General features: G+C 69.7%; 13 protein-coding genes. 3 read left to right on the top strand and 10 right to left on the bottom strand.

What is annotated here, in order from left to right:
* Positions 1 to 106 precede the first annotated feature (106 nt).
* From M4D53_RS15740 to M4D53_RS15715, 6 genes are all read right to left on the bottom strand, one after another.
* Positions 107 to 2,359 (bottom strand): exo-beta-d-1,3/1,6-glucosidase, encoded by a 2,253-nt coding sequence (locus tag M4D53_RS15740; RefSeq protein WP_259954962.1) that lies wholly within the window; start codon positions 2,357 to 2,359, stop codon positions 107 to 109.
* The gene (locus tag M4D53_RS15735; protein WP_259954961.1) at positions 2,359 to 3,507 is read right to left on the bottom strand and encodes an ABC transporter permease; all 1,149 of its coding nucleotides are present in this window, start codon (positions 3,505 to 3,507) and stop codon (positions 2,359 to 2,361) included. Before M4D53_RS15735 ends, M4D53_RS15740 begins: the two co-directional genes overlap by 1 nt.
* 1 nt (position 3,508) lies before the next feature.
* The gene (locus M4D53_RS15730) at positions 3,509 to 4,597 is read right to left on the bottom strand and encodes an ABC transporter permease (protein ID WP_259954959.1); all 1,089 of its coding nucleotides are present in this window, start codon (positions 4,595 to 4,597) and stop codon (positions 3,509 to 3,511) included.
* Complete coding sequence (locus M4D53_RS15725) at positions 4,594 to 5,400, bottom strand: ABC transporter ATP-binding protein (protein ID WP_259954957.1); 807 nt, start codon at positions 5,398 to 5,400, stop codon at positions 4,594 to 4,596. Before M4D53_RS15725 ends, M4D53_RS15730 begins: the two co-directional genes overlap by 4 nt.
* On the bottom strand, positions 5,397 to 6,221 hold the full coding sequence (locus tag M4D53_RS15720; RefSeq protein ID WP_259954955.1) for an ABC transporter ATP-binding protein: 825 nt from the start codon (positions 6,219 to 6,221) through the stop codon (positions 5,397 to 5,399). Before M4D53_RS15720 ends, M4D53_RS15725 begins: the two co-directional genes overlap by 4 nt.
* 162 nt (positions 6,222 to 6,383) lie before the next feature.
* Complete coding sequence (locus M4D53_RS15715; RefSeq protein WP_259954952.1) at positions 6,384 to 8,048, bottom strand: ABC transporter substrate-binding protein; 1,665 nt, start codon at positions 8,046 to 8,048, stop codon at positions 6,384 to 6,386.
* A gap of 152 nt (positions 8,049 to 8,200) precedes the next feature.
* Here M4D53_RS15715 and M4D53_RS15710 point away from each other — a divergent pair, with 152 nt between their 5' ends.
* Both M4D53_RS15710 and M4D53_RS15705 read left to right on the top strand, forming a co-directional pair.
* On the top strand, positions 8,201 to 8,845 hold the full coding sequence (locus M4D53_RS15710) for a TetR/AcrR family transcriptional regulator (protein ID WP_187663056.1): 645 nt from the start codon (positions 8,201 to 8,203) through the stop codon (positions 8,843 to 8,845).
* A gap of 22 nt (positions 8,846 to 8,867) precedes the next feature.
* Positions 8,868 to 10,190 (top strand): amidohydrolase, encoded by a 1,323-nt coding sequence (locus M4D53_RS15705; protein WP_259954949.1) that lies wholly within the window; start codon positions 8,868 to 8,870, stop codon positions 10,188 to 10,190.
* 10 nt (positions 10,191 to 10,200) lie between these two features.
* Here M4D53_RS15705 and M4D53_RS15700 read toward each other — a convergent pair whose 3' ends face one another.
* Genes M4D53_RS15700 through M4D53_RS15685 form a run of 4 tightly spaced genes read right to left on the bottom strand, consistent with a single transcriptional unit; the run spans position 10,201 to position 12,574 of the window.
* Positions 10,201 to 10,905, bottom strand: a complete 705-nt coding sequence (locus tag M4D53_RS15700) for a GTP pyrophosphokinase (RefSeq protein WP_259954947.1) — start codon at positions 10,903 to 10,905, stop codon at positions 10,201 to 10,203.
* Between the two features lie 53 nt (positions 10,906 to 10,958).
* The gene (locus tag M4D53_RS15695) at positions 10,959 to 11,222 is read right to left on the bottom strand and encodes a type II toxin-antitoxin system RelE family toxin (RefSeq protein ID WP_259954946.1); all 264 of its coding nucleotides are present in this window, start codon (positions 11,220 to 11,222) and stop codon (positions 10,959 to 10,961) included.
* The gene (locus M4D53_RS15690; RefSeq protein ID WP_085604709.1) at positions 11,219 to 11,479 is read right to left on the bottom strand and encodes a type II toxin-antitoxin system prevent-host-death family antitoxin; all 261 of its coding nucleotides are present in this window, start codon (positions 11,477 to 11,479) and stop codon (positions 11,219 to 11,221) included. The genes M4D53_RS15695 and M4D53_RS15690 overlap by 4 nt, the downstream gene beginning before the upstream one ends.
* Positions 11,480 to 11,512: 33 nt before the next feature.
* Positions 11,513 to 12,574 carry a VanZ family protein gene (locus tag M4D53_RS15685; RefSeq protein WP_259954944.1) on the bottom strand — a complete coding sequence of 354 codons (1,062 nt, stop codon included), beginning with the start codon at positions 12,572 to 12,574 and terminating at the stop codon, positions 11,513 to 11,515.
* Between the two features lie 224 nt (positions 12,575 to 12,798).
* Here M4D53_RS15685 and M4D53_RS15680 point away from each other — a divergent pair, with 224 nt between their 5' ends.
* Positions 12,799 to 14,748, top strand: a complete 1,950-nt coding sequence (locus M4D53_RS15680) for an APC family permease (RefSeq protein WP_396654778.1) — start codon at positions 12,799 to 12,801, stop codon at positions 14,746 to 14,748.
* Positions 14,749 to 14,751: the final 3 nt, after the last annotated feature.

Below are 14,751 nucleotides of genomic sequence, written 5' to 3'. Positions count from 1 at the left end.
GCCCCTTCAGGTCAACCCCCGGCCCCGACCCCCCCCCCGCGCGCCTAGACCCCGCCGCCGCCGCGCGGATACGACGGGGTCTCGGCGGGGAAGCGGGGTCTCGGGATCAGGACGGGGAGATCTCGAAGGGGGCGGGGAGGAGGTGCTCCTCGCGGGAGCTGGGGCCGACCAGGAGCGTGAAGGCACCGAGCTCCACGGTGCGGACACCGGCGGCGGTCACGATCGTGCAGTCCGCGACGGGGACCTCGAGCCGCACGCGGGCGCTCTCCCCCGGCGCGAGCTCGACCTGCCGGAAGGACTTCAGTTCACGGTCGGTCCAGCTCACGCTCGTCACCTCGTCCCGCACGTAGGCCTGCACGGTCTCGCGGACGGGCCGGTCCCCCGTGTTCGTCACGGTCACGTGCCCCACCACGGTGTCGCCGAGGCGCAGCTCCGTCTGCTCCAGCTCCAGGTCCGCGTACGCCACGGTCGTGTACGACCGGCCCTCGCCGAAGGCCCACGCGGGCGCCTGGGTGAGGTCGGCGTAGCGGTCGCCGTGCTGGCCGCGGATCTGGTTGTAGTAGGTCGGCTGCTGTCCGACGTGCCGCGCGAACGAGATCGGCAGCCGCCCCGAGGGCTCCACGGCACCCGTGACGATGTCGGCGAACGCCCGTCCGCCCTGCATGCCCGGGTTGGCCGCCCATACGACGGCCGCCGCGCGCTGCACCGAAGGCGGGAGCACGAGAGGCTTGGACGCCAGCAGCACCACGACGACGGGCTTCCCGGTCTCGATGAGCGCATCGAGCAGGGCGTTCTGGCCGCCGATGAGCTCCAGCGTGGCCGTGGACCGTCCCTCGCCCACGAGCTCGATGCGATCGCCCACCACCGCGACCACGACGTCCGCGGCCTCGGCGGCGGCCACCGCCTCCGCGATCAGCGCGGGATCCGGCGGGCACGGCTGCACCACGGGAGGACGCGGCTGGTTGTCCGGGAAGTGCGTGCCGCGGGGGTCGTCAGCGAGCGTGAGGATGTCGGCGCCGCGCGTGTGCGTGACCGTCCACGCGTCCACCGCGCGGAGGCCGTCGAGCACGGTCGTGATCATCTCGCGGGGCTGTCCGTCGAGCCAGCCCGCCTGGCCCGAGCCGCCCGCCCAGTCGCCGAGCTGCGTCTGCGCGTCGTCCGCGAGCGGCCCGGTCACCGCCACTCGCAGCGGTGCCGCCGGGTCCAGCGGCAGCAGGCCGTCGTTCTCGAGGAGCACGAGCGAGCGGCGCGCGATCTCGAGGTTGAGCTCCGCATGCGCGGCGCTGCCGACCACGGCGGACACGTCGTCGCGGGGCAGCCGGGGGTCTTCGAAGAGTCCGAGCTCGAACTTCAGCGTGAGGATGCGGGAGACCGCGTCGTCGAACGCGTCCTCCGGCAGCAGCCCCCTGGCGACCGCGTCCAGCGCCCCCTCGAAGAACCCGGGCGTGGTCATCACCATGTCGTTCCCTGCGCGCACCGCGGCGGCCGCCGCATGCGTGAGGTCGGGCTGCACCCGCTGCTCCCACACCATCCGGCCCACGTTGTCCCAGTCGGTGATGAGCGTGCCGGTGTAGCCCCACTCGCCACGGAGCACGTCGCTGAGCAGCCACTCGTTCAGTGTGATGGGCACCCCGTCCGTCGTCTGGTAGCCGAGCATGAACGTCCGGCAGCCCTCGCGGGCGACCCGCTCGAACGGCGGCAGGAACCAGGAGCGCAGCTTGCGCGGGGAGATGTCCGCCTCGCTGGCGTCGCGTCCACCCTGCGTCTCCGAGTAGCCGGCGAAGTGCTTGGCCGTGGCGAGGATCGCGGTGGGGTCGTCGAGCCCGTCACCCTGATAGCCGCGCACCATGGCCGAAGCCAGCTCCCCGATGAGGAACGGGTCCTCCCCGAAGGTCTCCCCCACCCGCCCCCAGCGCAGGTCGCGGGCGATGCAGAGCACCGGCGAGAACGTCCAGTGGATGCCGGTGACGGCGACCTCCTCGGCCGTCGCCCGCGCCACGCGCTCGACGAGCGCCGGGTCCCACGAGGCCGCCATACCGAGCTGCGTCGGGTAGATCGTGCCCCCGGGGAAGAAGGAGTGACCGTGGATGCAGTCCTCGCCCACGAGCAGCGGGATACCGAGTCGGGTCTGCGCGACCAGGACGGCAGCCCGCCGCAGACGCTCGTCCGAGGCGTGCAGGATCGAGCCCGCGTGCCGCCGGAGCACGTGGTCGTCGATGTCGTCGCGAGCGTCGAGCTGGAGCATCTGCCCGACCTTCTCCTCGAGCGTCATGCGACTGAGGAGGTCGGCCACGCGCTCGGGGATGGAGAGAGCGGGGTCCTGGTACGGGAGCTGCGTGGTCAGAGTCTGAGAGGTCATCACTTCGTGTTCTGGTTCGTGTGCGGTGTCGCGGTGTTCGAGGAGTCGGTGGTGCCGGAAGCGCCCGGCGAAGTCGCCGACGATACGGGATCGGGGCTCTTCTCCGGCAGGGGCACGCTGCGGACGGCCGTGACGGCGTCGTTCACGTTGAGCCCCTTCTTCTTCATCGCCCTGGCCCGCTCTCCCGCCGAGCGCAGGCGCGGGTTGACGTACTCGTCGATGCCGAAGTTGATGAGCGAGAGCGCGACGCCGATGATCGCGATGCAGAGCCCGGCCGGCACATACCACCACCACAGCCGCGGGAACGCGCCGTTCTGCTGGGCCCAGAACAGGATCGTCCCCCAGTTCAGGTTGCTCACCGGGATCACGCCGATGAACGCCAGGGTCGTGAGCCCGAGGATCGCGGCGGTCACGGTACCGACGAAGCTCGAGGCGATGAGCGCGAGGAGGTTCGGCAGCATCTCCACCGTGATGATGCGACGCAGCGGCTCGCCGTTGGCGCGCGCCGCCTGGATGAAGTCGCGGTTGCGCAGCGACATGGTCTGGGCGCGCAGCACGCGGGCTCCCCACGCCCACCCGGTCAGCCCGAGCACCGCGGCGATCACGATGAGCGGCGGGTTCTCGAACTGGGAGGCGATGATGATGATGAGCGGGATGCCGGGGATGACGAGGAACACGTTCGTCAGCGCCGACAGCGACTCGCTCCGCCACCCGCGCACGTAGCCCGCGATGACGCCGATGGTGATCGCGATCGCCGTGGCGATGAAGGCGGCGAGGAAGCCGACGACGATGACCCCGCGCGTGCCGTAGATGATCTGGCTCAGCACGTCCTCGCCCATGTGCGTCGTGCCCAGCCAGTGCTCCCAGGAGGGCGGCTGACGCAGCGCCGTGCGGTCCTTCTGGGTCGGCCCGTACGGGGCGATCCACGGAGCGAGGATCGCGATGAGCACGAACACCCCGAGGATGATGAGCCCGGCGATCGACTTGGGATTGCGGAACATCGCGAACGCCTGCGCGAGCTGCGACCAGAACGTCTTGCGCGGCGGCGCTCCCGCCGGCGGGGTGCGCAGTGTCGCGGTCTCGGGCATGCCGGAGACGACGGCCGATCCGTCGGGCGCTGTCGTCGCTGCGGTGGGGGGAACGGTCATGTCAGGACTCCATCTGGCGCGTGCGCGGGTCGAGGTAGGCGTAGACGACATCGGCGAGGATGTTGGCCACGAGCACCGACAGCGTGATGACGAGGAACACGCCCTGCATGAGCGCGAAGTCCTTCGCGTTGGTCGCGTCGAGCAGCAGCTTGCCGACGCCGGGGTAGCTGAAGACCATCTCCATGACGATCGTGCCGCCGACGATGAAGCCGATCGACAGCGCGAAGCTCTGGATCTGCGGGAGCACGGCGTTGCGGGCCGCGTACGCCCAGAGCACGCGTCGGTTGGGCATGCCCTTGGCCTGGGCGACGGTGATGTAGTCGTCGTCGAGCACGGTCAGCATCATGTTGCGCATCCCCAGCACCCAACCGCCGAGCGAGGCGACCACGATCGTCAGCGCCGGGAGGGTGCCGTGCGCGATCACCTGCCCGATGAAGTCGAGACTCCATTCCGGCGACTGCCCCTTGTCGTAGGCATGCGAGGAGGGGAACCACTTCAGCGTCGAGGAGAAGATGGCGATCGCGATGAGGCCGAGCCAGAAGTACGGGATGGTGTTGAAGAACGTCGTCACCGGGATGATCGCGTCGAGCTTGCTGCCCCGCTTCCATCCCACGACGGCTCCGAGCAGCGTGCCGAGCGCGAACGAGATGATCGTCGCGATGCCCACCAGCCCCAGGGTCCAGGGCAACGCCGCCCCCAGCACCTCGGCCACCGGCCGCAGCCCGTGCAGGGTCGAGATGCCGAGGTCGCCGCGGAGCAGCATGCCCCAGTACTCGAGGTACTGCTGCCAGAGGCTCTTGTCGGTGTCGATCCCCAGCAGGATGCGCAGGGCGTCGGCGGCCTCCGGGCTCACCGTGCGGTTGCGGGCGAGGTAGGACGTCACCGCGTCGCCCTTCATCAGCCGCGGCAGGAAGAAGTTGATGGTGATCGCGGCCCAGAGCGTGAAGAGGTAGAACGCGGCGCGTCCGGCGAAGAAGCGCCAGGGCACGCGCCGGGTCCCGCGGTCCACCGTCGTCGCGGTCGTCCCCGCCTCCCGTGCGCCCTGCGCGATGAGGTCGTTGTCGTCGAGCTGCGGAAAAGCCGTGCTCACCGCGCACCTCCGTTCGATGCCGCCGACGCGAAGTGCTTCTCCGGGTCGGGCGATGCGGCGCGCAGAGCGCGGGTGTAGGGGTCCTGTGGATCGAGGATCACGTCGTCCGCCGTGCCGTACTCGACGACCCGGCCCTGGTTGAGGACCATGATCTCGTCGCTGAAGTGGCGTGCGGTGGCGAGGTCGTGGGTGATGTAGAGCACGCCGAGCCCTTCCTCACGCTGCAGATCGGCGAGGAGGGTGAGCACCCCGAGCCGGATGGAGACGTCCAGCATGGAGACGGGCTCGTCGGCGACGAGGAGCGACGGCCGGGAGGCGAGCGCCCGCGCGATGGCGACACGCTGACGCTGCCCGCCGGAGAGCTCGTGCGGTCGGCGGTCGATCACCGCATCCGGGTCGAGGCGCACGCGCTCCAGGAGCCGGCGCACCTCGGCCTCCGTCTCCGCTCTGGGCACGACGTCGTCGAGGCGGATCGGCCGCTCCAGGTGGTAGCGGATCGAGTGGTACGGGTTGAGCGAGGCGAACGGGTCCTGGAACACCATGCGCAGTTGCTGACGGTACTTCCGCAGGCCTCTGCCGCGGCGCGGGATGGGCGTGCCGTCGAGCAGCACCTCACCGCTGGTCGGGGTCTCGAGCTGGGTGAGGATCTTCGCGATCGTGGACTTGCCGCTGCCAGACTGTCCGACCAGGCCGATCGTCTGCCCGGAGGTGAGCGTGAAACTCACGTCGTCGAGGGCTTTGATCTGGCCGGCGCCTCGGACGTTGTACGCCTTCGTGACGTGACGGAATTCGAGGGTGGTCATCGCACCAGCACTCCTCTCTCCCCGGTCAGCCGGGGGAACGACGACAGCAGGGTCTTCGTGTACTCGTGCTCGGGCTGCGTCCAGATGCGCTCTGCCGTATCGAGCTCGATGATCTCTCCCTCGCGCATGATCGCGATCCGGTCGCTGATCTCCAGCAGGAGGGGGAGGTCGTGCGTGATGAAGACGACCGAGAACCCGAACTCGTGCCGCAGCTGCGAGATCTGCGTGAGGATCTCCCGCTGCACCAGCACGTCGAGCGCGGTCGTCGGCTCGTCCATGACCATCAGTTGCGGCCGCAGCGCGAGGGCCATCGCGATCATGACGCGCTGCCGCATGCCTCCGGACAGCTCGTGCGGGAAGGAGCGGATGCGCTGGCGCCCGACCTTCACGATCTCGAGCAGCTCCTCCGCCTCGGCTCGGCGCTGCCTCCGGGTCATGTCGGGTCGGTGGATCTCGAACACGTCCTCCAGCTGCGATCCGACCGTCGCCACCGGATTGAGGGCGTTCATCGCCCCCTGGAACACCATCGACACCTTGTCCCAGCGGAACCGCTGCATCGCGTCGACGTCCAGCGCGTTGATGTCGATGTCGACACCGGTCACGTCGTGGAAGGTCACGCTGCCGCCGGTGATGACGGCCGGGGCACGCAGCAGGCGCTGGACGCCGTACGCGAGCGTCGTCTTGCCGCAGCCGCTCTCGCCGGCGAGGCCGAGGATCTCGCCGCGCTGCAGCTGGAGGGTGACGTTCTTCACCGCCGCGACGGGCGGGTCGACGTCGTACACGACGGAGAAGTCGCGCACGGTGAGCAGGGGATCTGACATGGTGCTCCTAAGTGGGGGCGGGCCCTTCGACAGGCTCAGGGACCCAGATGGGTGGCTGAGCCTGTCGAAGCCCCGCCGTGGGTGGCTGAGCCTGTCGAAGCCCCGCCGTGGGTGGCTGAGCCTGTCGAAGCCCCGCCGTGGGTGGCTGAGCCTGTCGAAGCCCTAGTCGGCGAGTTCCAGCTTGGTGAGGATCTGCACGATGTTCTGCTGGGTCGGATCGGCCGAGGCGTACGGGTCCTCCTCGGAGGGCCAGCCCACGTAGTTCCGGGTGTTGAACTCCCCCAGCAGCGGGTGCGCGCCGAGCGGGATGGCGGGCACCTGCTCGACGAAGATCTCCTGCAGCGTGGTGAGGGCGGTGGTGCGCTCCTCGTCCGACGACGCGTTGGCGTAGCTGTTCAGCGCCGCCGTGGCCTCCGGGTCCTCGAAGCGGCCGAAGTTGAACCCGGCGATGCCCTCCGGGGAGATCCAGCGGGGGTCCATGGTCGAGGTGTAGAGGCCGTAAGCGGTGCCGCTGTCCTCCAGCCAGTGGATGATCGCGGAGAACGTGCCCTCGTCACGCGGGACCTGCCAGCCGCCCCAGTCGGGCATGTCGATCTTCACCTCGGCACCGATGGCCTCGGTCACATCCTCCGCGATGAGCTCCTGTGCCGTGTTCCAGTCGCTCCAGCCCGAGGGCACCGACAGCGTGAACGAGACGGGGGTGCCGTCCGGATCGATCAGCGCGTCGTCCTTCCAGGTGTACCCGGCTGACTCCAGCAGATCCCGCGCCTTCTCGGCGTCGACGGCGTACTCCTGGCCCTCGAACTCGGGCTGGATCTCGTCGTCCAGGATCGACGACAGTCCGGTCACCGACCAGACCGGCTCGCTGGCGCCCTCCCGGGCGATGTCCACGTAGGCGTCGCGATCGATGACCCAGGCGAGAGCCTGGCGGAACGTCGGGTCGTCGAACGGCTTCTGCTGGAGGTTCATGAAGAGCGTCGCCGAGCCGGTGGTCGGGGCGGCCCAGAACTTGTTGTGCTCGGGGTCGGCGTCGAGGAACTGCTCCTGGATCTGCGGGATGAACGCCTGCGCCCAGTCCGCCTCGCCCTGGGCGAGGGCCGTGGTCAGCGCGGTGTTGTCGCCGTAGGAGACGTAGTGCAGCTCGGGCACGGCGAGGTCGCCGCCCCAGTAGTCGTCGCGCGCTGTGAGCGTGACCGACTCGGTGGACCAGTTGGAGAGGGCGTAGGGGCCGGTGCCGACGAGGTCGTCGCCCTTGACGGGATCGGTGGCGGGGTCGTCGAGGTTCTCCCAGATGTGCTTCGGAACGATCGGCACGTGCAGGACGCGCGCCTGGTTGACGTACTTCGACTCGCCGAACGTCAGGGTGACCGCGTCGCCGTCGACGGTGGCGCCCTCGAACTTCAGACCGGCCGTGTCCAGCGCGGGCGTGGAGACGAGCTCGTACGAGTAGACGATGTCGTCGGCGGTGAACGGCTCCCCGTCGCTCCAGGTGACGTCGGGGCGGGGCACGACGGTCACGGCGGTGTAGTCGTCGTTCCACTCGATGCTCTCCGCGAGCCAGGGGGTGACCCCGCGGTCTCCGGTCTGGTTGACGAGGCCGAGGGTCTCGAAGACGACCTTTCCGTAGCCGTACTTCGAGGCGGACGAGTCTCCGACGTACGGGTTGTTCGACTCGGTGGTGATGGCGCCGTCCGGCTTGGCGATGGTGAGGGCGACGGCCTCGCCCGTGGCGGCGTCGTCGCCCCCTCCGGACGAGCATCCGGCGAGCGCGGAGACGCCGAGGACGGCGACCGCGCTGGCGGCGATCAGGGTTTTCGTGAGCTTCATTGCTTCTCCTTGGGCACGGGTCCTTGTGCGGCGACGCGGCCGACGGATCGCCTCCGACCGCGCTTTGCTTACTGTCGAGAAAGTAAGCTGTGGAGAGGTTACCGAGGAGTAAGTTGGTTGGCAAGCAGAGTGCGACGAGGGGAGGTGGGCTCATGACGGACGATGTGCACACGGTCCGGGTGCGCCCGGCCACGCGGGAGAAGCGCGAGCAGATCCTCAAGGCGGCGGTGGAGATCTTCGGCAACAAGGGCTCCACGAACGGCACCCTCGCCGATGTCGCCGAACAGGTCGGCATCACCCACGCGGGCGTCCTTCACCACTTCGGCTCGAAGCAGAAGCTCCTCCTCGAAGTGCTCGCCTACCGGGATCAGGCCGACGTGGCCGACCTCGCCGAGAAGCACATCCCCGACGGGCCGGAGCTCTTCCTCCACCTCGTCCGCACGGCGTTCGCCAACGAGAAGCGGCCGGGCATCGTGCAGGCCTACACGGTCCTGTCCTCCGAGTCGGTGACCGACGACCACCCCGGCCGCGAGTACTTCGAGGATCGCTACACGACCCTGCGCCGGGAGGTGACGGCGGCGTTCGGCGAGCTCTGCGCTCAGGAGGGCGTGACCGAACCCGCGACCATCGCCGCCGCCTCGGCCGCCATCCTCGCCGTGATGGACGGCCTGCAGCTCCAGTGGCTCCTGCACCCCGGAGTGGTCCCCCTCGGCGCCGCGAGCGAGTTCGCGATCCGCGCGATCGTGAACGGCGTGCTGCATCCGGGACCGGCACTGGAGTCCTACGCGCGGCCCTGACCTCCCGGCTAGGCTCGGGCGCATGGCCATCGACCTCGAAGCGCTCTACATCGATCTGCACCAGCACCCGGAGCTGTCGTTCCAGGAGACCAGGACCGCGGGCATCGCCGCCCAGCACCTGCGCGACCTGGGGCTCGAGGTCGAGGAGGGGGTCGGCGTGACCGGCGTGGTCGGCGTGCTACGCAACCCTTCGACAGGCCCTTCGACGAACTCAGGGCCCCAGGGCTCGGGCCCTTCGACAAGCTCAGGGGCCCAGGATGGCCCTTCGACGAGCTCAGAGACCCAGGTCGAGGAGTTCCCGCGGCCGGTGGTGTGGGTACGCGCCGACATGGACGCGCTGCCGGTCGAGGAGCAGACGGGTCTGGCGTACGCGAGCACCGCGAAGGGCGTCGACCCGGCCGGCACCACCGTGCCCGTGATGCATGCGTGCGGCCACGACATGCACGTCACCGCGATGATCGGCGCCGTGCAGAAGCTGGTCGACACCCGCGGGGAGTGGTCGGGCACCCTCGTCGTGCTCATCCAGCCCGCGGAGGAGTACGGCGCCGGCGCCAGGGCCATGCTCGACGACGGCCTGCTCGCCCGCTACCCGAAGCCCGACGTGGTGCTCGGTCAGCACGTCACCCCGCTCCCGGCGGGCATCATCGGCGTGCGCAGCGGCACCCAGATGGCCGCCTCCGACGGCCTCACCGTCACCCTGCACGGCCGCGGCGGCCACGGCTCCCGCCCGCACGCCACGATCGACCCTGTCGTGATGGCGGCCGCGACCGTGATGCGCCTGCAGACGATCGCCTCCCGCGAGATCGACCCGCAGGGCGTGGCCGTGGTGACCGTCGGATCGATCCACGCCGGACTCAAGAACAACATCATCCCGGCCGAGGCGAAGCTGGAGCTCAGCCTCCGCTATCCGAACGAGGACGCGCGCGAGAAGGTGCTGAAGAGCGTCGAACGGATCGTGCGCGCCGAGGCCATGGCGTCCGGTGCCGAGCGCGAGCCCGAGATCCACACGCAGCACACGCTGCCCGCCACGATCAACGACGAGGAGGCGACGGCGCGGGTCTCCTCGGCGCTGCGTCGCGCGCTCGGGGACTCGGCCGTCGTCGACCCCGGCATGTTCACCGGCAGCGAGGACGTCTCGTGGTTCGCGCGCGACGCCGAGGTCCCGCTCGTGTTCTGGTTCTGGGGCGGCGTCGACCCCGCCCGATTCGCCGAGGCTCTTGCGGCGGGGACCGTGGAGAAGGACATCCCCACCAACCATTCACCCTTCTTCGCGCCGGAGATCCATCCGACGATCGAGGTCGGGGTCACCGCGATGTCCGCGGCCGCCCGCGAGTTCCTCGCCTGAGGCGGGGCGCTCAGACCTCGACGACGCGCGGCGCAGGCGGAGGAGGCGGGGCGAGCTGTCGCTGCGGCACGCCGTGCGCCTCGCGGTGCAGCCGCTCCATGCGGGTGTCGAGCTCGGCGGCGGCATCGGCGGCATCGCTGAGGCTGTCGACGAGGTGCGCGGGCACCTGGTTGGAGAACTTGTAGTAGATCTTGTGCTCCAGGCTCGCCCAGAAGTCCATCGCGATGGTGCGGAACTGCACCTCGACCGGTACGGCCAGCGCCCCGGTCGAGAGGAAGACGGGGACCTCGATGATGGCGTGCAGGCTCTTGTACCCGTTCGGCTTCGGATTCGCGATGTAGTCCTTGACCGTGCGGACGGTCACGTCGTCCTGCGCGGTCAGCAGATCGAACAGGCGGTAGACGTCGGCGACGAAGCTGCACGTCACCCGCACGCCGGCGATGTCGGTGATCTCCGTGCGGATGCGATCGAAGTCCGGGTCGTCGATGCCCTTCCTGGCGATCTTCTCGACGATGCTGTCCGGCGACTTGAGCCGGCTCTTGACGTGCTCGATGGGGTTGTACGCGTGGTCGTGGGTGAACTCGTCGCGGAGGATCGAGATCTTCGTCTCCACCTCGCGCATCCCGAACTCGTACTCGCGGAGGAAGCGCTGCAGCTGGTCGCGGAGCTCCTTCGCCTCGGAGATCAGGTGCTCGTCGACCGGGATCACGCTCATGAGGACGACGTTATCGATCCGTGATCGGAAACCCCTGTGGATTCGAGATGCCGTCAGAGGTCGTAGACGTCCCGCCGGTGGGCGACGCGGACCACGGTGACGAGCACCCGCTCGTCCACGACCTCGTAGAGCACACGGTAGTCGCCGATCCGCACGCGCCCGGCGTTGTCGAACCCGGCGAGCTTGCGGACGCCGTGCGGACGAGGCTCCCGTTCGAGGTCGGAGATCCCGGCGAGGATGCGCCGACGGAGCGGAGGATCCAGCTTGCGGACCTCCTTCGCCGCTGCGGTGGTGAACTCGACGCGGTACCGCGTCACGGGAGTTCCGCACGGAGGTCATCGAGCGAGACTCGACCCCCGTCGTCCGCCGCCTTCGCCGCTCCGAACTCCGCCGCATCTCGCGCAGCCTCGAGCTCTTCCAGGAGCTCGAGGTCGTCGACGCCGATCACGACCGCGGTGAGCTTGCCGTGACGCGTCACCCCCACCCGCTCCGCCCCGTACGCGACACCGCCGAGAACGTCGGCGAGCTGATCGCGCAGGTCCTTCGACGGCACGCTGCGGCTGAGAGTGTTCATGCGTACAGAATACCTCTTATGTACATAATGGGCTCAACTCTTCGCGGTGACGCGGGCGTCCTCGAGGTGCTGGCCGGAGAGCAGGCCGGGAAGCCCACGACCCTGGCGGGTGGTGAACAGCAGCACGATCGCGACGAGGATCAGCAGCGAGGACAGCGCGTCGAACACCCCGCCGAGCATCCCGAGAGCCGTGAGTCCGCCGATGCCGCCCGCCCAGCGCAGCAGCCGGGCGAGCGCCGCCGGCAGTCGCGACCCGGTGTAGCGCAGCTGCACGGCGAGATCTCCCACCGAGCGGCCGGTGACGAGGATGACCACGAGCCACAGGGCACAGGCGGCCGCCGTGCTCACCGTGCCGGCGAGGGTGCCGTCGAGCACGGCCTGACGGTCCTGCACGACGTACTCGAGCCAGAGCTGCACCGCGACGCCGCCGGCGAGGACGACGAAGCCGTTCGCGAGCCCGTCGCAGAGCATCGCCAGCGCGCGGCGACCGCGCGTGACGGGACGGGGCTCATCGGCGTCGGCACGGGCCTGGACTCCGCGCAGCGACCGTGGCACCACGAGCGCGAGGACGGAGCCGAGGACCGCTCCGGTCGTGTTCGTCATCAGGTCGCCCACGTCGAAGAAGCGGTAGGCGCACGGGTACAGCCCCCAGACCCCGGTGAGCTGGGTGGTCTCCACCAGCAGGGACAGACCGAACCCGACCACGAGGGCGGTGGGGAGGCCGCGGCCGCCCAGCACGCGGAGGAACGCTCCGAGCGGCACGAACAGCAGCACGTTGAACACGAGTTGGAGCAGGGCGGGCTGGCGCAGCGGGTTGCCCGGAGCGGCGAACGCCTTCTGCACGTCGCGCACGACGGACATCGGGTCGGTGATCGCCCCCACGCAGCGGATGGTGTCCGGGTCGGGAAGCGGCAGCAGCGTGTACGTCCAGATGGCCCAGAAGTAGACGAGCGCCGCGAGCCAGAGCAGCGTGCGTCCGAGCGAGAGGCGTCCGCGGCGGCGGTAGCTGATCGCGACGAAGGGCACGAAGAGCACGACGCCCACGGCGAGGCCGATCGCCACGGCGATGACCCCCAGAACCACCTGATCCCCCACTGACGCAAGGATACCGGGAGGGCGTGAGGATTCCGTGAGGGAGCGCCACCGCGCCGTAGGGATTCCGTGAGGATCGCGTGAGGGCGGCTGCGGTCGGCGTAGTGTCGCCGGACGTGTCAGAACAAACGAGGCCGACCCCGGACGCGCCGCCGCGCGCCAAGCGCATCCTGCTCGGCGACCCGCTCACGAGCGCCCAGGTCGACGAGCAGCTCCTCCCCAAGCGCATGGCGCTGCCGATCTTCGCCTCGGACGCGCTGAGCTCGGTGGCATACGCCCCACAGGAGCTCGTGATGATCCTGCTCATCGGCGGTCTCACGTTCCTGTCGTTCACCCCGCTCGTCGCGGCGGCGGTCGTCGTGCTGCTGCTCGTGGTGGTGCTGAGCTACCGGCAGCTCATCAAGGCGTACCCCTCCGGCGGCGGCGACTACGAGGTCGCGTCGAAGAACCTCGGCGAGGTCCCCGGGGTGATCGTGGCCGCAGCGCTCCTCGTCGACTACGTGCTGACGGTGGCGGTGTCGGTCGCCTCCGGGGTGGACAACATCATCTCGGCGGTGCCGGGTCTCGATCCTCTTCGCGTGGAGCTCGCCGTCGGCTTCGTCGTGCTCATCATCATCGTGAACCTCCGCGGGGTGCGCGAGGCCTCGCTCGTGTTCGCCATCCCCACGTATGTGTTCATCGGCTCGGTCGGCGTCATGATCGTCACCGGGCTCGTCCGGACGGCCCTCGGCGACGCCCCGGTCGCCTCCAGCGCGGAGTTCGCCGTCCAGGCCGAGAGCCTCAGCCAGGCGGCCGTACTGCTGCTCATCCTCCGCGCGTTCTCCAGCGGCTGCTCCGCGTTGACCGGAGTCGAGGCCGTGTCGAACGGCGTCCCGGCGTTCCGGGCGCCGAAGGTGCGCAACGCCCAGTCGACCCTCGTGCTCATGGGGACCATCGCGATCTGCCTGTTCTCCGGCCTCACCGCCCTCGCCCTCATCGCCGGCGTGCACTACGCCGAGAACCCCTGCGACCTCATCGGCTTCGACTGCACGACCCCGCAGCCGAGCCTGATGGCGCAGATCGCGGCGGCGACGTTCGGCGGCGGCAGCATCCCGTTCTTCATCGTGCAGGCGGCCACGGCCTGCGTGCTGCTCCTCGCGGCGAACACCGCCTTCAACGGCTTCCCCCTGCTCGGCGCCGTGCTCGCCCGCGACGGCTACGCCCCGAAGTCGCTGAACACCCGCGGCGACCGGCTCGTGTTCTCCAACGGCATGATCCTCCTCGGGATCGCCGCGATCGCCGTGCTCGTGGTGTTCCAGGCGCGGCTGACGACGCTGATCCAGCTGTACATCATCGGCGTCTTCGTCTCCTTCTCCCTGGGCCAGATCGGCATGGTGCGGCACTGGCGACGGCTGCTGCGCGCACCCGTCCCCCCGAGCGGCGACGGCGCCGCGGACCGGCGTTCCGCGCGGGTGGGGCTGCTCATCAACTCCGCCGGGGCGACGCTGACGGTGCTCGTGCTCGTCATCGTCACGATCACGAAGTTCACGCACGGCGCCTATCTCGTGTTCTTCGCCATCCCGGTGCTGGCGTTCCTGATGATCGGCGTCAAGCGCTACTACCGGGATGTCGAGCACGAGATCGCGATCGACGACACCACCCGGTTCGGCGCCTCGGGCGACGTCGCCATCGTCCTCGTGAACCATCTGCAGAAGCCGGTCATGAAGGCCATCGACTACGCGATCGCCGCCAAGCACGACAAGACCCTCGCGGTGCACGTGGCCGTCTCCCAGGAGGACGCCGCGCGTCTGCAGCAGGAGTGGGCGGACCACCTCGTGCCGGTGCCGCTCGTGATCGTCGAGTCGCCGTACCGCTCGTTCGCGCAGCCCGTGACGCAGTTCATCCGGCAGTACCGCGAGAAGCATGGATCCTCCGTCGTCACGGTCTACCTGCCGCAGTACATCGTGGGGCACTGGTGGGAGAACTTCCTGCACAACCGGCGCGCCCGTCGCCTCGCGAACCAGCTCATGCTCGTGCACGGGGTGTCGATCACCCTGGTGCCGTGGCTGCTCGACTCGTCCGAACTCATCTACGGCCGGCGCTCGCGTCCACTGCCCGGCCAGGAGAGGGCGGGGCGGCCCGTCGTGGTGGCCGGGCGCCGGGCGCACCGCCCCGCCGGGCCGCCGTCCGAGTCCTGACGG

This window comes from Microbacterium meiriae, assembly GCF_025143875.1.
Lineage (GTDB): Bacteria > Actinomycetota > Actinomycetes > Actinomycetales > Microbacteriaceae > Microbacterium > Microbacterium meiriae.
Note: the sequence above shows the minus strand (reverse complement) of the source record. Positions and strands in the feature narration are given on the sequence as shown.